Origin of the sequence: Klebsiella sp. CTHL.F3a, assembly GCF_019890895.1 — a bacterium.
GTDB lineage: Bacteria > Pseudomonadota > Gammaproteobacteria > Enterobacterales > Enterobacteriaceae > Klebsiella > Klebsiella grimontii.
The window spans coordinates 1,493,045-1,513,741 of the sequence record NZ_CP082360.1; the positions used below are offsets into that span (position 1 = coordinate 1,493,045).

The following is a 20,697-nucleotide window of genomic DNA, read 5'->3' on the forward strand; positions in this document are numbered from 1 at the left end:
AATGCCAAAAATTGTTTTTCTGCCCCACCAGGACCTATGTCCGGATGGCGTAGTTGTGGAAGCTGAGACCGGTGAAACCATTCTTGATGCTGCGCTGCGTAGCGGTATTGAGATTGAGCACGCCTGCGAAAAATCCTGTGCCTGTACCACCTGCCACTGCATCGTGCGTGAAGGTTTTGACTCGCTGGCGGAAAGTACCGAAGATGAAGACGACATGCTGGATAAGGCTTGGGGGCTTGAGCCCGACAGCCGTCTGAGCTGCCAGGCGCGGGTGACTGACGAAGATTTGGTCATCGAAATTCCGCGTTACACTATCAACCACGCACGCGAGCATTAATATGGGACTGAAATGGACCGACAGTCGCGAAATCGGCGAAGCGCTGTACGACGCCTTCCCGGATCTCGACCCGAAAACCGTTCGCTTCACCGATCTGCATCAGTGGATATGCGACCTGGAAGAGTTTGATGACGATCCAAACGCATCCAATGAAAAAATTCTTGAGGCGATTCTGCTAGTCTGGTTAGACGAAGCCGAATAATTTTCGCGTTATGATTTACCCGGTGGTTATCAGCCGGATAAATCAACAGGCGAAAGAACTTTACGGGCTGCCATACGGCGGCCCGTTTGCTAAGAAGGATAATGATAATGACCGAAGCTATGAAAATTACGCTTACCGCTCAGCCAGCCGATGCGCGCTGGGGAGAAAAAGCGTCTTACAGCATTAATAACGACGGCATCGCCCTGCACCTGAACGGCAAAGACGACCTGGGCTTGATTCAGCGCGCGGCGCGGAAAATTGACGGCATGGGCATCAAACACGTTGCGCTTGATGGCGAAGGCTGGGACACCGACCGCGCATGGGCGTTCTGGGCGGGTTATAAGGGGCCGAAAGGCAGCCGCAAAGTTGAGTGGCCGGCCCTCGACGATGCGCAGAAAAGCGAACTGGATAACCGCCTGACCATTATTGACTGGGTCCGTGACACCATTAACGCCCCGGCGGAAGAGCTGGGGCCTGAACAGCTGGCGCAGCGTGCGGTAGACCTGCTGTGCAGCGTGGCCTGCGATAACGTCTCTTATCGTATCACCAAGGGTGAAGACCTGCGCGAGCAGAACTATCTGGGCCTGCACACGGTTGGTCGCGGTTCCGAGCGCCCACCGGTCCTGCTGGCGCTGGACTATAACCCAACCGGCGATAAAGAAGCCCCGGTGTACGCCTGTCTGGTCGGTAAAGGCATCACCTTTGACTCCGGCGGATACAGCATCAAACAGAGCGCCTTTATGGACTCAATGAAGTCCGACATGGGCGGCGCGGCAACGGTGACCGGCGCGCTGGCGTTTGCCATCACTCGCGGCCTCAATAAGCGCGTGAAGCTGTATCTGTGCTGCGCCGATAACCTGATTAGCGGCAACGCCTTTAAACTTGGCGATATTATTCACTATCGCAACGGTAAAACTGTGGAAATCATGAATACCGATGCGGAAGGTCGCCTGGTGCTGGCTGACGGCCTGATTGATGCTTCTGCGCAAAAGCCTGAGCTGATTATTGATGCCGCCACGCTGACCGGCGCCGCGAAAACCGCGTTGGGCAATGATTATCACGCGCTGTTCAGCTTTGACGATGGTCTGGCAAATCGCCTGCTGGCGAGCGCGCAGGCTGAAAACGAGGCCTTCTGGCGTCTGCCGCTGGCGGAATTCCACCGCGGCCAGCTGCCGTCGAACTTCGCCGAGCTGAACAATACCGGCAGCGCGGCCTATCCGGCGGGCGCCAGCACCGCAGCGGGTTTCCTGTCCCACTTCGTGGAGAACTATCACCAGGGCTGGCTGCATATCGACTGTTCGGCGACCTACCGTAAATCTGCCGTTGAGCAGTGGTCGGCAGGCGCGACCGGTCTTGGCGTGCGCACCATTGCCAACCTGCTGACGGCAGAGTAATGGATCTTGCCGGGTGGCGCTGCGCTTACCCGGCCGACAAAACTCGTGGGCCCGTGCGAGCGCAGCGCCGCCGGGCGATTTTGAAGTAGCGAAACTATGTCCGAAACTAAAAATGAGTTAGAAACCCTGCTGGAGAAGGCGGCGACCGAGCCAGGCCACCGTCCGGCGTTTTTCCGTACTTTGCTGGAAGCCACCGTTTGGGTGCCGGGGGCCGCTGCCCGGGCCGAGCAGGTTGTGGAAGACAGCGTACTGGACCTACAGCACTGGGAAAAAGATGACGGCACATCGGTTATTCCTTTTTTCACCTCGCTGGAAGCGCTACAGCAGGCCGTTGAGGACGAACAGTCTTTCGTGGTGATGCCGGTGCGCACGCTGTTCGCTATGACCCTCGGCGAAACGCTCTACCTCAATGCCAAACTCCCCACCGGCAAAGAGTTTGCGCCGCGTGAAATTAGCCATCTGCTGGGGGAAGAGGGCAGCCCGCTCAGTACCCAGACCGTGCTTGAGGGCGGCGAGTCGCTGCTGCTGTCTGAGGTTGCCGAACCGCCCGCGCAGATGGTGGACTCGCTGACCACGCTGTTCAAGACGCTGAAAACGGTGAAGCGCGCGTTTTTATGCTCTATTAAAGACAGCGCCGATGCCCCGGCCAACCTGCTGATCGGTATTGAAGCCGAAGGCGATATTGAAGAGATAATTCAGGCCACCGGCAGCGTCGCGACCGACACGCTTGTAGGCGATGAGCCGATTGATATCTGCCAGGTGGTGGAGGGTGAAAGGGGAATTAGCCACTTTATGATTGCCCACATTACGCCATTCTATGAAAAGCGCTGGGGCAGCTTCCTGCGCGACTTTAAGCAGAAGCGAATTATCTAAACACAACGGGGGCTTATGCCCCCGTCTGATTATTGGTCTGGCTTTATTTCAGGTAATACGACACCAGGCCAAACACCCCTTTCCCCGTTACGCACAAAATAATCATTCCATTAAACAGTGCGAACTGCCCACGCCAGGCCCGGCAATTTTCATCGCCCAACATCCTGCACACCCCCCATGCCAGTATGGCAGTCAGTAAAAAAGCCAGCAAAACGCCGATCATCAGCGCGGCGGTGAAAGCCCATCCCGCAGGCAGAGAGTCGAAATTACGAGCGTTAAGTAAGGTAATTTGCATGGGCCAGTGGAGCTGAAACCCTAATATCAGTACCATCAGCAGGCGCAGATCGCTCAATGGCGCATCAGCAGATCGCGCCAGTCGGCAGGCATCGCCTACCAGCAGCCCTCCTAATACAACAGATGCCAGGATACTCACGTGTTGAAGAATAAAACTATATAAACTTAGCGCTGTGGAAGGGACATATCGCAAAAAGAACAGATTGCAGAAGACAAGGACCAGAACACCGCATTTGACCCCCCAGGCGCGCAGTATCCAGTTAAAAAACGTTCCGCCCGATGGCTGGTTATGGAGCATCCATGCGGCAATGGGAAGCTTGCCGTAGCCGGGAAAAAGGAATACCAGAAGAAAGCCGAACAGGAGCAGCTTGCCGTATGCATGGAGCGGAACTTCCCCCAAATCAATGCCCTTGACCAGCATATACGGCGACATCTCCTCAGGGAGGTTGCCCGGCCACCAGTGAGTCCACTCTGACCAGTAATAGAGCATCGTCAAACCGACCGCCAGGCCAACAATCCCCCCGAACCAAGGGATACCTTTTCTATCAGCGCTATTATTTCCTGATACAATCGCCATTATTACTCCTTGTAGTCATACATTCCTGAAAATTAGCCATAAGGATTTCAGTACCGTGATTCAATAATTTACTCAGCGCAACCCTCAAATTTTCTGTAGAGATCGTTGTGTATAAATTCTAGCTCCAGCAGTGCGCCATCACGTATTTCGTTGGTTTTTTACGCGCCTCTCATTCCGACCTCGTTTCTCTTTGCGTTGAAAATATCCCATGTAAATACTCAATCAGCGAGGATTCTGAAAGCCATAGCTCCTGATCGTCCACACGGGCAATCGGATATTCACCGTTCTCATCACGTTCAGTGATATAAATAAAGACGCCCTGGTCACCAATATGGTTGATGGGAATCAAAGCCGGAAGACTGGATCGTTATTCCACCGAGGACTTAGCTCCTCACTTGATTTTCCGGTCATATCCAGACCGTTGCGGTAGTACACGTCCTCATCCAGATTTTCAGAGTGCAGAATACCATTAACATCAATGTTTTTTTGCAACCATTCAATGACCGGCTGATCATGTGGGCTAATAAGCTGTCGATCGTAAGCCAGTAAGGCTTTTAAACTTTCCGGTAGCTCAACGGTTTCTTCATTTTGCGGGGCACGGTATTTTCTGACGCGCAGGTGAGAGATTTCATCAACAGGCATCGGGTCAGGGGATTTATTACGATTATTTTTTATGACTAATTCCATTAAGTCTTTCATTGAATCTTCCATTGTATTTTCATATTAAATAATTATTAATAATAAAAATTCATTTGCCTGTAAAATGGCGGAGGAGTGCATGAGATGATATCCTGGCTAAATGATAGGAAAAAGAGAATTTATTAAATTATTGCGGAACATATAGCTCCGCAATAATTATCATCAAACCGTTTTACTGCGCGGGTTCAATCGGCAAATCCGTTCGTGCCCCCCATTCGCTCCAGGAGCCGTCATACAGACTAACGCCATTAACGCCTAATGTGGTGAGCGCTAGTACTACGACCGCCGCCGTCACGCCGGATCCGCAGCTGGCAATAATCGGCCGCTCAAAGTCGATGCCCTGGCGAGCGAAAATCTCGTTCAGTTCATCGGTGGTTTTGAGTTCGCCGTTAATCACCAGTTCGTTCCAGGGAACGTTTAGCGCGCCGGGAATATGCCCGCTGCGCAAACCCGGGCGCGGCTCGGCCACCAGACCATTAAAGCGCCCGGCCGGGCGAGCATCGACGATCTGCGCCGATCCCTCATGGCTTACCAGCAGAACGTCGGTTAACCGTTTGATCACTTGAGGATCGAAATTAACGTCAAACTCGCCTTCCGGCAGCTCCGGTAGACCTTGCTCCAGCGGCAGCTCATCACGACGCCAGCCTTCCAGTCCACCGGCTACAATCGAAACTCTTTCGACACCGAAGGTGCGCAGCATCCACCAGGCGCGCGGCGCGGAGAAGAGATTGCCTTCATCGTATACCACCAGATGCTTATCGCTGCTTACGCCCAGTTCGCGCATGGCGACGGCAAATGCCTCGGCGCGCGGCATCATGTGCGGCAGCGGGCTGGTATGGTCGGAGAGGGCTTCGATATCGAAAAAAACGGCGCCGGGAATATGGCCAGCCTGATACTCAGCATTCAGATTGCGCTGTTCCTGTCCCGGCGGAGCCATACGGGCGTCAATAATCTGGATTTCCGGGTCATCAATATGTTCCGCCAGCCAGTCGGCAGCGACAAAAAACGAGGTAGACATCGGCGTCTCCTTTTTTATTGTTCAAGAATGAATTGTCGACGTTTTCCGGGAGAGTGACAAGTTATGGATCCCAGAGTGGCGACCGTATCACGGATGATTGACTCTCGGGAGTTTGATTCTATTCTCGTCGCTGTTGGTAATGATATTGTTAACGCATAATAATGTGTTCACTTAATGTATCTGGCCTGCGGGCCGAGGGGTTAGAAGGATGAAACCATTTCGTTTGGCGGCACTATCTCTGGCGCTACTCACCGCGCTATCGTTGACCGGCTGCGACGACAGCGGCAAACAGCAGGCGGCTGCGCCCGCGGCGTCTACGGCGACGGATAAAGCTAGCGCGAAGCCGGATGCCAGCCAACTGGCGGCGCTGGCGGACAAAAGTAAAGGCAAAGCGCTAACGCTGCTGGATGCCTCGGAAGTACAGCTCGACGGTGCGTCGACGCTGGTGCTGACCTTCTCAATCCCTCTGCAGCCGGATCAGGACTTCTCCCGTAGCGTACATTTGGTCGATAAAAAAAGCGGCAAAGTTGATGGGGCCTGGGAGCTGGCGCCTAACCTGAAAGAGCTGCGGCTTCGCCATCTTGAGCCAAAACGGGAGCTGATTGTATCGGTAGATCCAACCCTGGCGGCGCTGAATAAAGCGACCTTTGACAGCAGCTTTGAAAAAACTATTACCACCCGCGATATTGCCCCGAGCATCGGCTTTGCCAGCCGGGGTTCGCTGCTGCCAGGGAAAGTGGTGGCCGGATTGCCGGTGATGGCGCTGAATGTCGATAACGTCGACGTCAATTTTTTCCGTATTAAACCAGAATCACTTTCGGCCTTCGTCAGCCAATGGGAATACCGTAATTCATTGAGTAACTGGGAGTCGGATGAGCTGCTGAAGATGGCCGATCTGGTCTATACCGGCCGTTTTGACCTCAACCCCGCGCGTAATACGCGTGAAAAACTGCTGCTGCCGCTGGCGGATATCAAACCGCTGCAGGAGCCGGGCGTGTATATTGCGGTGATGAACCAGGCGGGCCGCTACAGTTATAGCAACGCCGCGACGCTGTTCACCCTCAGCGATATCGGCGTATCCGCGCACCGTTACCACAACCGGCTGGATGTCTTTACCCAAAGTCTGGAAAACGGCGCGGCGCAGTCCGATATCGATGTTCAGCTCTTGAACGCCAAAGGGCAGATGCTTGCGCAGGCGAAGAGCGACGGCCAGGGCCATGTGACGCTGCAAACGGACAAAGAAGCGGCGCTGCTGCTGGCGCGTAAGGACGGGCAAACCACCTTGCTGGATCTCAAACTCCCGGCGCTGGACCTGGCTGAATTTGCCATCGCCGGCGCGCCGGGTTTCAGCAAGCAGCTATTTATGTTTGGTCCACGGGATCTCTATCGTCCGGGCGAAACGGTAATCCTCAACGCTTTACTGCGCGATAGCGACGGTAAACCGCTCCCCGAGCAGCCGGTGAAGCTGGAAGTGGTACAGCCGGACGGGCAGGTCATTCGTTCGACGGTCAGCAAACCGGTTAACGGCCTGTACCAGTTTACTTATCCCCTTGATAGCGGCGCGGCGACCGGAATGTGGCACATTCGCGCCAGCACCGGCGACAACCAGCCGCGCGAGTGGGATTTTCACGTTGAAGATTTTATGCCTGAGCGCATGGCGCTAAATCTCACGCCGCAAAATGCGCCCGTCTCTCCGGCAGCGGATGTTAGCTTTGCCGTGACCGGCGCTTATCTGTACGGTGCGCCGGCCAGCGGCAACCCGCTGCAGGGCAAACTGTTCCTGCGTCCGCTGCGCGACGCCGTGCCTGCGCTGCCGGGCTTCCAGTTTGGCGACATTGCCGAAGAGAACCTTTCCCGCAGCCTGGATGAAGTACAGACCACTCTGGACGATCGAGGCCATGCGGAAGTCATCGCCGCCAGCCAGTGGCAGGAGAGCCGCTCTCCGCTGCAGGTGATCCTGCAGGCCAGCCTGCTGGAGTCCGGCGGACGTCCGGTTACGCGCACCGTCAGACAGCCAATCTGGCCTGCCGATACGCTGCCGGGTATCCGGCCAGAATTTGCCCTGAAAGAGGTTTACGACTACCGCACCGACAGCACCGTCAAGCAGCCGGTGGTGGATGAAAACGGCGCCGCCGCGTTTGAGATTGTGTATGCCGATGCGAAAGGTGAGAAGAAGGCGGTCTCCGGGCTACAGGTGCGGTTAATTCGCGAACGCCGCGACTATTACTGGAACTGGTCCGATAGTGAAGGCTGGCAGTCGCAGTTCGATCAAAAAGATCTTCAGGAAGGCGAGGAGACGCTGGATATTTCAGCCGGACAAACGGCGAAAGTGAGCTTCCCGGTCGAGTGGGGTTCTTATCGCCTGGAAGTCAAAGGGCCGGATGATGTGGTCAGCAGCGTGCGCTTCTGGGCCGGATACAGCTGGCAGGATAACAGCGACGGCCAGGGGGCGGCGCGTCCGGACCGCGTCACCATGAAGCTGGATAAACCGGCCTATAAACCGGGCGATACCATCAAGCTGCATATCGCCGCTCCGGCAGCCGGTAAAGGCTATGCGCTGGTGGAATCAAGCGAAGGGCCGCTGTGGTGGCAGGAGATTGACGTCCCGGTGGACGGGATGGACTTATCGATCCCGGTGGATAAAGCGTGGAATCGTCACGACCTATACCTCAGCGCGCTGGTCATTCGTCCGGGGGATAAATCCCGCTCCGCGACGCCAAAACGGGCGGTGGGGCTGCTGCACCTGCCGCTCGGCGACGAAAACCGTCGTCTGAATCTGGCGCTGGAGGCGCCGGCTAAAATGCGTCCGAACCAGCCGCTGACGGTGAAGGTTAAGGCCAGCGTCAAAGAAGGCGAGACGCCGAAACAGGTTAACGTTCTGCTCTCCGCCGTGGATAGCGGCGTACTGAATATTACCGACTACGCGACGCCGGACCCGTGGAACGCTTTCTTCGGCCAGAAACGCTACGGGGCCGATATTTACGATATCTATGGCCAGGTGATTGAAGGGCAGGGGAGACTCGCCAGCCTGCGCTTCGGCGGCGACGGCGATGAACTTAAGCGCGGCGGCAAACCGCCGGTTAACCACGTAACGATTATCGCCCAGCAGGCGCAGCCTGTGGTGCTGGATGAGAAAGGCGAAGGAACGGTGACTCTGCCGATTGGCGACTTTAACGGCGAACTGCGGGTGATGGCCCAGGCGTGGACCGCTGACGATTTTGGCAGCAGCGAAGGGAAAACGATCGTAGCTGCGCCGGTCATTGCCGAGCTGAACATGCCGCGATTCCTTGCCAGCGGGGATACCACTCGTCTGGCGCTGGATCTCAGTAACCTGACCGATAAGCCGCAAACCCTCAACGTTGCGCTGACCGCCAGCGGTCTGCTGCAGCTTGTAGGGGGAGAAATACCGCCGGTGCAGCTGGCGCCCGGCGCGCGCAGCACCCTGTTTATACCCGTCCGCGCGCATGAAGGTTTCGGCGATGGTCAGGTGAATGCCACTATCAGCGGCCTGAACCTGCCAGGTGAAACCTTCGCGCCGATGCAGAAGCAGTGGAAGCTCGGCGTGCGTCCGGCTTTCCCGGCGCAAACCGTGAATTCCGGCGCCGTTCTCCAGCCGGGTGAAAGCTGGCAGGCTCCGGCGACGCAAAGCGAGGGCTTCTCGCCGGCGACGCTGCAGGGACAGCTGGTGTTAAGCGGCAAGCCGCCGCTGAACCTGGCGCGCTATATTCGCGACCTGAAAGCCTATCCCTATGGCTGCCTGGAGCAGACCACCAGCGGGCTGTTCCCGTCGCTCTATACCAACGCCGTCCAGCTTAAAGCGTTGGGCATCAGCGGCGATAGCGATGAAAAACGACGCGCGGCGGTGGATATCGGCATTTCTCGCCTGCTGCAGATGCAGCGCGATGATGGCGGTTTCGCCCTGTGGGATAAAGAGGGGCCGGAGGAGTACTGGCTAACGGCCTACGCGATGGACTTCCTCGTCCGGGCAGGGGAGCAGGGCTATAGCGTCCCGACTAACGCCGTCAACAGCGGTAACCAGCGTCTGCTGCGTTATTTACAGGAACCGGGGCTGATGACCGTCCGCTATAGCGATGATGCCCAGGCCAGCCGCTTTGCCGCTCAGGCCTACGCCGCGCTGGTGTTGGCCCGGCAGCAGAAAGCGCCGCTCGGCGCGCTGCGCGAGATCTGGAGTCGTCACGACCAGGCGCGTTCCGGTCTGCCGCTGCTGCAGCTGGGCGTAGCCTTGAAATTGATGGGCGATGCGCCGCGCGGCGACGAGGCCCTGAAGCTGGCGATGGCCACGCCGCGTCAGGATGCGAACCGCTGGCTCGGCGATTACGGCAGCGAACTGCGCGACGATGCGCTGAAGCTGGCGCTGCTGGAGGAGAACAAACTGCTGCCGGAAGCGCAAAATACGCTACTCAGCAATCTGGCGGAAGAGGCATACGGCCAGCGCTGGCTTTCGACGCAGGAGAGTAACGCCCTGTTCCTGGCCGGGCGTACGTTGCAGGACCTTCCTGGCAGTTGGCAGGCGCAAACCTCCGTGCAGGCCGAACCGCTCTCCGGCGATAAAGCGCAAACCCGCAACCTGACCGGCGACCAGCTGGCGGCGCTGCAGGTCACCAACACCGGCCAGCAGCCGCTGTGGCTTCGCCTCGACAGCAGTGGGTATCCGCAAAGCGCTCCGCAGCCGGGAGGCAACGTGCTGGGAATCGAACGGCAAATTTTCGATACTCAGGGCCAGCAGAAATCGCTCGCATCGCTGCGCAGCGGCGAACTGGTGCTGGTGAAGCTGGAAGTGACGGCCAAACGCAACGTGCCGGACGCGCTGGTAGTAGATTTACTTCCGGCCGGGCTGGAGCTGGAAAACCAGAATTTGGCTAACAGCAGCGCCAGCCTGCAGGAGAATGGCGAAGCGGTGCAGAACCTGCTTAACCAGATGCAGCAGGCGGATATCCAGCACATTGAGTTTCGCGACGATCGCTTCGTCGCCGCGGTGGCTATCAATGAAGGCCAGCCGGTGACGCTGGTTTATCTGGCGCGCGCGGTGACGCCAGGTACTTATCTGGTACCGCAGCCGCAGGTCGAGTCAATGTACGTGCCGCAGTGGCGGGCAACCGGCGCGGCCAGCGGACCGCTAACCGTTGCGCCCTAAATGCGGGTATTGAAGCGTATAAAACGCCGCTGGCGCTGGCTGGCGGCGTTTATTTTTTTGCTGTGGCTATTGTTGCTGGCGGCCGATCGGCTGTGGCCGCTGCCGCTGCATGAGGTTACGCCTGCCAGAGTGGTGGTGGCGGAAGACGGCACGCCGCTGTGGCGTTTCGCCGATGCGCAGGGCGTCTGGCGCTATCCGGTGACGCTGGCTGACGTTTCGCCGCGCTATTTACAGGCGCTGATCCACTATGAAGATCGTTGGTTCTGGGATCATCCCGGCGTCAATCCGCTCTCGATCGCTCGCGCCGCCTGGCAGGATCTCACTTCCGGAAGAGTGATCTCCGGGGGCAGCACCCTCACCATGCAGGTAGCTCGCCTACTCGATCCTCATCCTCGCACCTTTGGCGGCAAGCTGCGGCAGCTATGGCGAGCGCTGCAGCTGGAGTGGCATCTGTCAAAAAACGAGATCCTCACGCTCTATCTCAACCGGGCGCCCTTCGGCGGTACGCTGCAGGGGATCGGCGCGGCCAGCTGGGCCTATCTGGGTAAATCCCCCGCGCAGCTCAGCTACGGTGAAGCGGCGCTGCTGGCGGTATTGCCGCAGGCGCCGAGCCGCTTACGCCCCGACCGCTGGCCCGAACGGGCGCAGGCGGCACGCGATAAAGTCCTGCTGCGAATGGAAAGCCAGGGCGTGTGGCCGTCGCAGCCGGTGCGAGAAGCTCTCGAAGAGCCCGTCTGGCTGTTTCCGCGGCAGATGCCGCAGCTGGCGCCGCTTTTTGCCCGCCGCGCGCTGGCGAGCAGCCGCGCAGAGAAGGTGGTCACGACGCTGGATGCCGGGCTACAGCGGCAGCTGGAAGATCTGGCGCTGAACTGGAAATCGCGCCTGCCGCCGCGCAGCTCTTTAGCGATGATCGTGGTCGACCATACCAATATGAAGGTTCGCGGCTGGGTAGGATCGGTGGATATTGGCGATGATAGCCGCTTTGGTCATATTGATATGGTCTCGGCGATCCGCTCCCCTGGCTCGGTACTGAAGCCGTTTGTCTATGGTATGGCGCTGGATGAAGCGCTGATCCATCCGGCCTCTTTACTGCAGGACGTGCCGCGACGCTTTAGCGACTACCGCCCGGGCAACTTTGATAGCGGATTTCACGGGCCGGTGAGCGCCAGCGACGCTCTGGTTCGCTCGCTGAACCTTCCGGCAGTGCAGGTGCTGGAGGCCTACGGGCCGAAGCGTTTTGCCGCCAGGCTACGCAATGCCGGATTGCCGCTAATGCTGCCCGCCGGCGCGGAGCCGAATCTGTCGCTGATCCTCGGCGGCGCCGGCGCGCGTCTGGCGGATATCGTGGCGGCTTACAGCGCGTTTGCCCGCCACGGCAAGGCGGGACAATTGCGCATCACGCCGGACTCGCCGCTGGTTGAGAGGGCGCTGCTGTCGCCGGGGGCGGCGTGGATTGTGCGACGTATCATGGCTGGCGAAGCGCAGCCGGTTCCCGATGCGTCGTTGGTGCAGGTGGTGCCGCTGGCGTGGAAAACCGGCACCAGCTACGGTTATCGCGACGCATGGGCGATCGGCGTGAATGCCCGCTATCTGATTGGTATCTGGACCGGACGACCCGACGGTACGCCGGTTGTTGGGCAGTTTGGTTTCGTAAGCGCGGTGCCATTGCTGAATCAGGTCAATAATCTGCTGCTGGCGCGACCAACCATCAGCCGCGGCGGATTACCGGCCGATCCTCGCCCGTCGTCGGTCAGTGCCGGGACCGTGTGCTGGCCCGGAGGGCAGAATTTACCGGCGGGCGACGTGAACTGCCGCCGACGGCTGGCAACCTGGCTGCTCGACGAGAGCCAGCCGCCGACCCTGCTGCTGCCTGGTCAGGAGGGTATTCGTGGAATTCGTTTTCCGGTATGGCTGAATGAGAAAGGGGAGCGGGTGGCGGCAGATTGCCCCGGCGCGGTGGCGAAAATCCTCGACGTCTGGCCGCTGCCGCTTGAACCCTGGCTGCCCGCGGGCGAACGGCGTCGCGCAAGGCTGCCGGCGGTTTCGGCGGACTGCCCGCCGGCGCAAACCGCCGATGCCGCCCCGCTGGCGCTATCCGGCATCCGTGAAGGCGCGGTGGTTAAACGTCTGCCCGGCGAGCTGAAGGTGATTCTGCCGCTGCAAACGACCGGTGGGGAAGGGCGGCGCTGGTGGTTTCTGAACGGCGAACCGCTGATCGCGGAAGGCGCCAGCGCCACCCTTAACCTTGAGCGCCCCGATAGTTATCAACTGGTGGTGATGGATGAGGCGGGGCAGGTTGTTGCCGCCAGCTTCACCGTGCAATAAACAAAACTTACCTGAATTGGCCGGATTTGTTGTTTAAGGTCGCTTTTTTTTAAAAAAATGTTACCTAAACACATAGGCAACCGCCTTAGATGATGATTATAATTCGCGCCGTATTTATCGGTCTCATCTGCGAAACAGAACAACATATATAAAGAGGTTATCATGGCTATTGAACGTACTTTTTCCATCATCAAACCAAACGCGGTGGCAAAAAACGTTATTGGCGGCATCTTTTCTCGCTTTGAAGCTGCAGGGTTCAAAATTGTTGGCACCAAAATGCTGCACCTGACCGTTGAGCAGGCTCGCGGCTTCTATGCTGAGCACGAAGGTCGCCCGTTCTTTGACGGTCTGGTTGAATTTATGACTTCCGGTCCGATCGTGGTTTCCGTGCTGGAAGGCGAAAATGCGGTCCAGCGTCACCGCGATCTGCTGGGCGCAACCAACCCGGCAAACGCGCTGGCGGGTACCCTGCGCGCAGACTACGCTGACAGCTTCACCGAGAACGGCACCCACGGTTCCGATTCTGTTGAATCCGCCGCGCGCGAAATCGCGTTTTTCTTTGCTGAAGGCGAGGTTTGCCCGCGCACCCGCTAATCTCCCGCGTCTTTCACGCCACCGCTTTGTTGGCTTCACTCGCGCACCCCGGTCACATAGTTATCTATGCTCCCGGAGATTTGCGAACTCGCCGCCTCGCCGTGACGTAAAATACTGTGGAGATACCCATCCTCGTCGTCTTTTCGACTATCGCGGTGTTGGCTGCGCGCGTTCAGCCCGGTCGCTTATCTATGCTGCCGGGGCTTCACTTGCTTGCCGCCTTGCGACAAACGAAAATCCTTAGAGGATTGGCAGTTACAGATTTTTTCATCATTGCAGCGTGCAAACGTGGTATTGATGGGCCAGAATTTGTAGAATACAGCGCCCCGGATGAGCAGTCGCTCCCGGGGCGTTTCTTTTTTCAACCCTCCAGGGGCCATAACGTGTAATAACGAGGCCGGAATCAATTATGTCTGAACAAATAGTCACGCCTGATAGCGCCGCTCTGACGGTGCCGAACAAAGATGCCAAAATCAACCTGCTGGATTTGAACCGTCAGCAGCTGCGCGAGTTTTTCAAAAACATGGGCGAAAAGCCTTTCCGCGCCGATCAGGTGATGAAATGGATGTATCACTACTGCTGCGACAACTTTGATGAGATGACCGACATCAACAAGGTTCTGCGCGGCAAATTAAAGGAAGTCGCGGAGATCCGCGCGCCGGAAGTCGTGGAAGAGCAGCGCTCGAGCGACGGCACCATCAAGTGGGCCATTGCCGTTGGCGATCAGCGCGTCGAAACCGTGTATATTCCGGAAGACGATCGCGCCACCCTGTGCGTTTCATCCCAGGTGGGCTGCGCGCTGGAGTGTAAATTCTGTTCTACGGCCCAGCAGGGTTTTAACCGCAATCTGCGGGTTTCGGAAATTATCGGCCAGGTCTGGCGCGCGGCGAAAATCGTCGGCGCGGTGAAGACCACCGGCGTACGTCCAATTACCAACGTGGTGATGATGGGGATGGGCGAGCCGCTGCTGAACCTGACTAATGTGGTTCCGGCCATGGAAATCATGCTTGACGATTTCGGCTTTGGTCTTTCTAAGCGTCGCGTCACGCTCTCCACCTCCGGCGTGGTGCCGGCGCTTGATAAGCTTGGCGATATGATTGACGTCGCGCTGGCCATCTCTCTGCACGCGCCGAACGATACCATTCGCGACGAAATCGTGCCGATCAACAAGAAATACAACATCGAGACCTTCCTGAACTCGGTGCGCGGCTATATTTCGAAGTCCAACGCCAACCAGGGCCGCGTCACTATCGAATACGTCATGCTGGATCACGTCAACGACGGCACCGAGCATGCGCACGAGCTGGCCGCGCTGCTGAAAGATACGCCGTGCAAGATCAACCTGATCCCATGGAACCCCTTCCCTGGCGCGCCATATGGCCGTAGCTCCAACAGCCGTATCGACCGTTTCTCCAAAGTGTTAATGGAGTATGGTTTCACCACGATCGTGCGTAAAACCCGCGGCGACGATATCGACGCCGCCTGCGGTCAGCTGGCCGGCGACGTTATCGACCGTACCAAGCGTACGCTGCGTAAACGTATGCAGGGCGAAGCGATCGACGTGAAGGCGGTCTGATAATAAATGATGCAGCGCGCAGCCTATGCGGTGCGTTGCATATTTATGTGGAATCGCCGGGCGAAATACGCTGTTGTGGTTAATAATTACGGTGCGTTTTTGTCGACTTTGAGGCAGTATGTAGCGGTACAACAACCGCTTAGCATTCAATTTTGATAAGTCTCTGTGATACCAGGTCATACGGACTTATACTGTTTGTCTGACGTTGAGCAGATGTCTCGCGGCGCGGGGTAACCGGCGCTGAATTTTAAATTTCACGTACCAGTAGTTGTAGCGAATGAATACTGAAGCCACTCAAGACCATCAAGAAGCAAATACCACGGGCGCGCGTCTGCGTAATGCCCGCGAACAACTCGGGCTCAGCCAGCAGGCGGTGGCTGAACGCTTATGCCTGAAGGTTTCCACGGTTCGTGATATTGAAGACGATAAGGCACCCGCCGATCTTGCTTCAACCTTCCTGCGCGGCTATATCCGCTCTTATGCCCGCCTTGTGCACATTCCGGAAGAAGAGCTGCTGCCGATGATGGCCAAGCAGGCTCCGATTCGGGCGGCGAAAGTTGCCCCCATGCAGACCTTCTCGCTGGGTAAACGTCGCAAAAAGCGCGATGGCTGGCTGATGAGTTTTACCTGGCTGGTGCTGTTCGTGGTGATCGGCCTCAGCGGCGCCTGGTGGTGGCAGGACCACAAAGCACAGCAGGACGAGATCTCCACGATGGCCGATCAATCCTCCGCTGAGCTGAATTCTGGCGATAGCAACAGCCAAAGCATCCCGCTGGATAATCAATCGGCGAATTCCGCACCGGATACCGCTGCCAATAGCGCGCCTGTCGAGACTTCTCCGGCGCCGACTACGGCACCGGCCCCGACTCCGGCTCCGGTCGAGAATAACGCCGTGGTTGCGCCTTCGCAGGCAAACGTTGATACGGCGGCAACTTCGCCGTTACCGACCGATCAGGCAAACGTGACCGCTGCGGCGGCCTCCGCGCAGGATCTGGTGCTGAACTTCACCGCCGACTGCTGGCTGGAAGTGAGTGATGCGACCGGTAAAAAGCTGTTCAGCGGTTTGCAGCGTAAAGGCGGCAACCTCAACCTGAGCGGCCAGGCACCTTATAAACTGAAAATCGGCGCCCCGGCAGCGGTACAGATCCAGTATTTGGGTAAACCTGTCGATTTAAGTCGTTTTATCAGAACTAACCAGGTTGCACGTCTGACCCTTAATGCCGAACAATCACCGGCGCAGTAACAGACGGGTAACGCGGGAGATTTTTCATGCATAACCAGGCTCCGATTCAACGTAGAAAATCAAAACGAATTTACGTTGGGAATGTGCCGATTGGCGATGGCGCCCCCATCGCCGTACAGTCGATGACAAACACGCGCACCACCGATGTGGCGGCGACGGTAAATCAAATTAAAGCCCTTGAGCGCGTTGGCGCGGATATCGTTCGCGTTTCGGTGCCGACGATGGATGCGGCGGAAGCGTTCAAACTTATCAAACAGCAGGTTAACGTCCCGCTGGTTGCCGATATTCACTTCGATTACCGCATTGCGCTGAAGGTAGCGGAATACGGCGTTGATTGCCTGCGTATTAACCCTGGCAACATCGGCAACGAAGAGCGTATCCGCATGGTGGTGGACTGCGCTCGCGATAAAAACATTCCTATTCGTATCGGGGTAAACGCAGGTTCTCTGGAAAAAGATCTCCAGGAAAAATACGGCGAACCGACCCCGCAGGCGCTACTGGAATCGGCAATGCGCCATGTCGATCATCTCGATCGTCTCAACTTCGATCAGTTTAAAGTCAGCGTAAAAGCCTCCGATGTGTTCCTCGCGGTTGAATCCTACCGCCTGTTGGCGAAACAGATCGATCAGCCTTTGCACCTCGGGATCACCGAAGCGGGCGGTGCGCGCAGCGGCGCGGTGAAGTCCGCGATCGGACTCGGCTTACTGCTATCTGAAGGGATCGGCGATACGCTGCGCGTCTCTCTGGCGGCGGATCCGGTTGAAGAGATCAAAGTGGGTTTCGATATTCTCAAGTCGCTACGTATTCGCTCTCGCGGGATCAACTTTATTGCCTGCCCGACCTGTTCACGTCAGGAGTTTGACGTTATCGGTACTGTTAACGCGCTGGAGCAGCGCCTGGAAGATATTATTACGCCGATGGATGTTTCGATCATTGGTTGCGTGGTAAACGGTCCCGGCGAGGCGCTGGTTTCCACCCTCGGCGTAACCGGCGGCAACAAGAAAAGCGGCCTGTACGAAGACGGCGTACGTAAAGACAGGCTGGATAACGACGATATGATCGATCAGCTGGAAGCGCGTATTCGCGCTAAAGCATCGATGCTGGATGAGGCGCGTCGCATCGATATTCAGCAGGTTGAAGCGAAATAACGTGTTGGGAAGCGATACGCTTCCCGTGTATGATTGAACCTGCGGGCGCGAGGCGCCGGGGTTCATTTTTGTATATATAAAGAGAATAAACGTGGCAAAGAACATTCAAGCCATCCGTGGCATGAACGATTATCTGCCGGGCGAAACCGCTCTCTGGCAGCGCATTGAAGGCTCACTGAAGCAGGTGCTTGGTAGCTACGGTTACAGCGAAATCCGTTTGCCGATTGTAGAGCAGACCCCGTTATTCAAACGCGCTATCGGCGAAGTGACCGACGTGGTTGAAAAAGAGATGTACACCTTTGAGGACCGTAACGGCGATAGCCTGACTCTGCGTCCGGAAGGTACCGCTGGTTGCGTACGCGCCGGCATCGAACATGGTCTCCTGTACAATCAAGAACAGCGCCTGTGGTATATCGGACCGATGTTCCGCCACGAACGACCGCAAAAAGGGCGTTATCGCCAGTTCCACCAGATTGGCGCCGAAGCGTTCGGTCTGCAGGGGCCGGATATTGATGCAGAGCTGATTATGCTGACCGCCCGCTGGTGGCGCGAGCTGGGCATCTCCAGCCACGTTGCTCTGGAGCTGAACTCTATCGGTTCGCTGGAGGCTCGTGCCAACTATCGCGACGCGCTGGTGGCCTATCTTGAGCAGTTTAAAGATAAGCTGGACGAAGACTGCAAACGCCGCATGTACACCAACCCGCTGCGCGTGCTGGATTCTAAAAACCCGGACGTCCAGGCGCTGCTGAACGACGCCCCGACGCTGGGCGACTATCTTGATGAAGAGTCCAAAACGCATTTTGCCGGGCTGTGCGCGCTGCTGGATGATGCGGGTATTCGCTATACCGTGAATCAGCGTCTGGTGCGCGGTCTCGACTACTACAACCGCACCGTGTTTGAGTGGGTCACCACCAGCCTCGGTTCCCAGGGCACCGTCTGCGCCGGCGGCCGTTACGATGGTCTGGTTGAGCAGCTTGGCGGTCGCGCTACCCCTGGCGTCGGCTTTGCGATGGGGCTGGAACGTCTTGTTTTACTGGTTCAGGCAGTGAATCCGGAATTTAAAGCCGATCCTGTTGTCGATATATACCTGGTAGCCTCCGGAACTGACACCCAGTCCGCAGCAATGCGTCTGGCTGAACAGGTACGCGATGCGTTACCCGGCGTTAAGCTGATGACCAACCACGGCGGCGGCAACTTTAAGAAGCAGTTTGCGCGCGCTGATAAATGGGGCGCTCGCGTTGCGCTGGTGCTGGGCGAGTCAGAAATCGCCGACGGAAACGTGGTAGTGAAAGATTTACGCTCAGGTGAGCAAACTACCGTAACGCAGGATAGCGTTGCCGCGCATTTGCGCACACTTCTGGGTTAATCTCCCGGGAATCATTAGTCAGGAGAAGGACTGCGTGGAACTTTACAATAACGAAAACGATCAGGTCGATGCGTTAAAGCGTTTCTTTGCTGAAAATGGCAAGGCGCTGGCCGTCGGGGTGATTTTGGGCGTTGGCGCGCTGGTTGGCTGGCGCTACTGGACCTCCCATCAACTGGACACCGCCAGGGGCTCGTCTCTGGCTTATGAAAATGCGATTTCCGCGCTCAAATCGGATAAACCAGAAGCGCTGAACGCTGCGCAGAAATTTGCCGCCGATAGCAAAAACACCTATGGTGCGTTTGCGTCTCTTGAGCTGGCGCAGCAGTTTGTCGATAAAAACGACCTGCAGAACGCTGAAAAGCAGCTTCAGCAGGGGTTGGCAGCCGCTTCTGATGATAACCTGAAATCGGTTATCAATATGCGTCTTGCTCGCGTACAGCTGCAGCTTAAGCAGCCTGATGCCGCGCTGAAAACCCTGGATGCCGTGAAAGGCGAAGGCTGGACCGCGATTGTCGCCGACCTGCGCGGCGAGATCCTGCTGAGCAAAGGCGATAAGCAAGGGGCGAAAGCGGCATGGGAAGCGGGCGCGAAAAGCGATGCTTCACCGGCGCTCAGCGAAATGATGCGTATGAAAATAAATAATTTGTCCATCTGAGAGGGACTCGATGCAATTGCGTAAATTACTTTTGCCAGGGCTGCTTTCCGTTACCTTATTGAGCGGTTGTTCGCTGTTTAACAGCGAAGAAGATGTGGTGAAAATGTCGCCACTGCCGACGGTGGAAAACCAGTTTACGCCGTCCACGTCCTGGAGCACCTCCGTTGGCGGCGGTATTGGCGAATTCTACTCTAACCTGCACCCGGCTTTTGCTGATGGCGTTGTATATGCCGCCGATCGTAAAGGCACCGTTAAAGCCCTGAATTCAGGCGACGGCAAAGAGGTGTGGTCGGTTAACCTGGCCGAGAAAGACGGCTGGTTCTCCCGCGCGCCTGCGCTGCTCTCCGGCGGCGTGACCGTCTCCGGCGGCCATGTTTATATCGGTAGCGAAAAAGCGAAAGTTTACGCGCTGAACACCAGCGACGGTACCGTCGCATGGGAAGCGAGCGTGGCGGGTGAAGCGATTTCCCGTCCGGTCGTCAGCGACGGTATGGTGCTTATTCATACTACTAACGGTCAGCTGCAGGCGCTGAACGAAGCTGACGGCGCGGTGAAATGGACCGTTAACCTGGATATGCCAGCGCTCTCTCTGCGCGGCGAATCCGCACCGGCTACCGCGTACGGCGCAGCGATTGTGGGTGGCGATAACGGTCGCGTCAGCGCGGTGCTGATGCAGCAGGGCCAGATGATTTGGCAGCAGCGTATCTCTACCGCCACCGGCCCGACTGAAATCGACCGTCTTAACGACGTCGATACGACGCCGGTTATCGTGAACGGTGTGATTTATGCGCTGGCCTACAACGGTAACCTGACGGCGCTGGATCTGCGCAGCGGCCAGATTATGTGGAAACGCGAGCTGGGTTCAGTGAACGATTTCATCGTCGACGGCAACCGTATTTACCTGGTTGATCAAAACGACCGTCTGCTGGCGCTCACCACCGACGGTGGCGTGACGCTGTGGACGCAAAGCGATCTGCTGCACCGCCTGTTGACGGCGCCTGTGCTGTATAATGGCAACCTGGTTGTTGGCGATAGCGAAGGCTATATGCACTGGGTCAACCCGGAAGATGGTCACTTTGTGGCTCAGCAGAAGGTAGACAGCTCAGGCTTCCTGACCGATCCGGTTGTTGCTGACGGCAAACTGCTGATTCAGGCGAAAGACGGGACGCTGTACGCGATTACGCGTTAACAACAGCGGTAGTCTATTTTTGAGAAACGGCCCCTGACAGACAGGGGCCGTT

The 20,697-nt window shown here is 57.3% G+C and carries 15 protein-coding genes and 1 pseudogene; 13 read left to right on the forward strand and 3 right to left on the reverse strand.

What is annotated here, in order from left to right:
* Position 1 precedes the first annotated feature (1 nt).
* The 4 genes from fdx to sseB all read left to right on the forward strand — a co-directional run bounded on the left by fdx (position 2) and on the right by sseB (position 2,806).
* The gene (fdx, locus tag K7H21_RS07170; RefSeq protein ID WP_004104503.1) at positions 2–337 is read left to right on the forward strand and encodes an ISC system 2Fe-2S type ferredoxin; all 336 of its coding nucleotides are present in this window, start codon (positions 2–4) and stop codon (positions 335–337) included.
* 1 nt (position 338) lies between these two features.
* Complete coding sequence (iscX, locus tag K7H21_RS07175) at positions 339–539, forward strand: Fe-S cluster assembly protein IscX (RefSeq protein WP_004104502.1); 201 nt, start codon at positions 339–341, stop codon at positions 537–539.
* A 107-nt stretch (positions 540–646) separates the two neighbouring features.
* Positions 647–1,933: an aminopeptidase PepB gene (gene pepB / locus K7H21_RS07180; RefSeq protein ID WP_004123606.1), complete on the forward strand. Its 1,287-nt coding sequence runs from the start codon at positions 647–649 to the stop codon at positions 1,931–1,933.
* 96 nt (positions 1,934–2,029) lie between these two features.
* Positions 2,030–2,806: an enhanced serine sensitivity protein SseB gene (gene sseB, locus K7H21_RS07185; protein ID WP_223035673.1), complete on the forward strand. Its 777-nt coding sequence runs from the start codon at positions 2,030–2,032 to the stop codon at positions 2,804–2,806.
* 43 nt (positions 2,807–2,849) lie between these two features.
* Here the strand turns inward: sseB and K7H21_RS07190 are convergent, their stop codons facing one another.
* The 3 genes and pseudogenes from K7H21_RS07190 to sseA form a co-directional block, all read right to left on the reverse strand.
* Entirely contained in the window at positions 2,850–3,677 is an 828-nt protein-coding gene (locus tag K7H21_RS07190) for a hypothetical protein (RefSeq protein WP_004123602.1), read from the reverse strand.
* Positions 3,678–3,745: 68 nt separating this feature from the next.
* Positions 3,746–4,388, reverse strand: a pseudogene (locus tag K7H21_RS07200) (DUF5066 family protein).
* Between the two features lie 160 nt (positions 4,389–4,548).
* Positions 4,549–5,394 (reverse strand): 3-mercaptopyruvate sulfurtransferase, encoded by an 846-nt coding sequence (sseA, locus tag K7H21_RS07205; protein ID WP_142470136.1) that lies wholly within the window; start codon positions 5,392–5,394, stop codon positions 4,549–4,551.
* Between the two features lie 208 nt (positions 5,395–5,602).
* Here sseA and K7H21_RS07210 point away from each other — a divergent pair, with 208 nt between their 5' ends.
* The 9 genes from K7H21_RS07210 (at position 5,603) to bamB (ending at position 20,645) form a co-directional block, all read left to right on the forward strand.
* A complete protein-coding gene (locus tag K7H21_RS07210; RefSeq protein ID WP_154922296.1) occupies positions 5,603–10,549 on the forward strand; it encodes an alpha-2-macroglobulin family protein in 4,947 nt (1,648 codons plus the stop codon).
* Positions 10,550–12,874: a peptidoglycan glycosyltransferase PbpC gene (gene pbpC / locus K7H21_RS07215; RefSeq protein ID WP_087828492.1), complete on the forward strand. Its 2,325-nt coding sequence runs from the start codon at positions 10,550–10,552 to the stop codon at positions 12,872–12,874. It begins immediately after the preceding gene.
* Positions 12,875–13,036: 162 nt separating this feature from the next.
* The gene (ndk, locus tag K7H21_RS07220) at positions 13,037–13,468 is read left to right on the forward strand and encodes a nucleoside-diphosphate kinase (protein WP_004114414.1); all 432 of its coding nucleotides are present in this window, start codon (positions 13,037–13,039) and stop codon (positions 13,466–13,468) included.
* 409 nt (positions 13,469–13,877) lie between these two features.
* Positions 13,878–15,044 carry a dual-specificity RNA methyltransferase RlmN gene (gene rlmN / locus K7H21_RS07225; RefSeq protein ID WP_004123586.1) on the forward strand — a complete coding sequence of 389 codons (1,167 nt, stop codon included), beginning with the start codon at positions 13,878–13,880 and terminating at the stop codon, positions 15,042–15,044.
* 277 nt (positions 15,045–15,321) lie between these two features.
* Positions 15,322–16,287 carry a cytoskeleton protein RodZ gene (rodZ, locus tag K7H21_RS07230; protein WP_004123583.1) on the forward strand — a complete coding sequence of 322 codons (966 nt, stop codon included), beginning with the start codon at positions 15,322–15,324 and terminating at the stop codon, positions 16,285–16,287.
* 26 nt (positions 16,288–16,313) lie between these two features.
* A complete protein-coding gene (ispG, locus tag K7H21_RS07235) occupies positions 16,314–17,435 on the forward strand; it encodes a flavodoxin-dependent (E)-4-hydroxy-3-methylbut-2-enyl-diphosphate synthase (protein ID WP_004123581.1) in 1,122 nt (373 codons plus the stop codon).
* 91 nt (positions 17,436–17,526) lie between these two features.
* A complete protein-coding gene (gene hisS / locus K7H21_RS07240; protein ID WP_004123579.1) occupies positions 17,527–18,801 on the forward strand; it encodes a histidine--tRNA ligase in 1,275 nt (424 codons plus the stop codon).
* A 34-nt stretch (positions 18,802–18,835) separates the two neighbouring features.
* Positions 18,836–19,456 carry a YfgM family protein gene (locus K7H21_RS07245; RefSeq protein ID WP_004123578.1) on the forward strand — a complete coding sequence of 207 codons (621 nt, stop codon included), beginning with the start codon at positions 18,836–18,838 and terminating at the stop codon, positions 19,454–19,456.
* 10 nt (positions 19,457–19,466) lie between these two features.
* Entirely contained in the window at positions 19,467–20,645 is a 1,179-nt protein-coding gene (gene bamB / locus K7H21_RS07250) for an outer membrane protein assembly factor BamB (protein ID WP_004104478.1), read from the forward strand.
* Positions 20,646–20,697 lie beyond the last annotated feature (52 nt).

What these genes read in the sequence shown, in the direction of transcription:
- fdx (WP_004104503.1), top strand. Translation starts at nt 2, where the DNA reads ATGCCAAAAATTGTTTTTCTGCCCCACCAGGACCTATGTCCGGATGGC.
- iscX (WP_004104502.1), top strand. Translation starts at nt 339, where the DNA reads ATGGGACTGAAATGGACCGACAGTCGCGAAATCGGCGAAGCGCTGTAC.
- pepB (WP_004123606.1), top strand. Translation starts at nt 647, where the DNA reads ATGACCGAAGCTATGAAAATTACGCTTACCGCTCAGCCAGCCGATGCG.
- sseB (WP_223035673.1), top strand. Translation starts at nt 2,030, where the DNA reads ATGTCCGAAACTAAAAATGAGTTAGAAACCCTGCTGGAGAAGGCGGCG.
- K7H21_RS07190 (WP_004123602.1), bottom strand. Translation starts at nt 3,677, where the DNA reads ATGGCGATTGTATCAGGAAATAATAGCGCTGATAGAAAAGGTATCCCT.
- sseA (WP_142470136.1), bottom strand. Translation starts at nt 5,394, where the DNA reads ATGTCTACCTCGTTTTTTGTCGCTGCCGACTGGCTGGCGGAACATATT.
- K7H21_RS07210 (WP_154922296.1), top strand. Translation starts at nt 5,603, where the DNA reads ATGAAACCATTTCGTTTGGCGGCACTATCTCTGGCGCTACTCACCGCG.
- pbpC (WP_087828492.1), top strand. Translation starts at nt 10,550, where the DNA reads ATGCGGGTATTGAAGCGTATAAAACGCCGCTGGCGCTGGCTGGCGGCG.
- ndk (WP_004114414.1), top strand. Translation starts at nt 13,037, where the DNA reads ATGGCTATTGAACGTACTTTTTCCATCATCAAACCAAACGCGGTGGCA.
- rlmN (WP_004123586.1), top strand. Translation starts at nt 13,878, where the DNA reads ATGTCTGAACAAATAGTCACGCCTGATAGCGCCGCTCTGACGGTGCCG.
- rodZ (WP_004123583.1), top strand. Translation starts at nt 15,322, where the DNA reads ATGAATACTGAAGCCACTCAAGACCATCAAGAAGCAAATACCACGGGC.
- ispG (WP_004123581.1), top strand. Translation starts at nt 16,314, where the DNA reads ATGCATAACCAGGCTCCGATTCAACGTAGAAAATCAAAACGAATTTAC.
- bamB (WP_004104478.1), top strand. Translation starts at nt 19,467, where the DNA reads ATGCAATTGCGTAAATTACTTTTGCCAGGGCTGCTTTCCGTTACCTTA.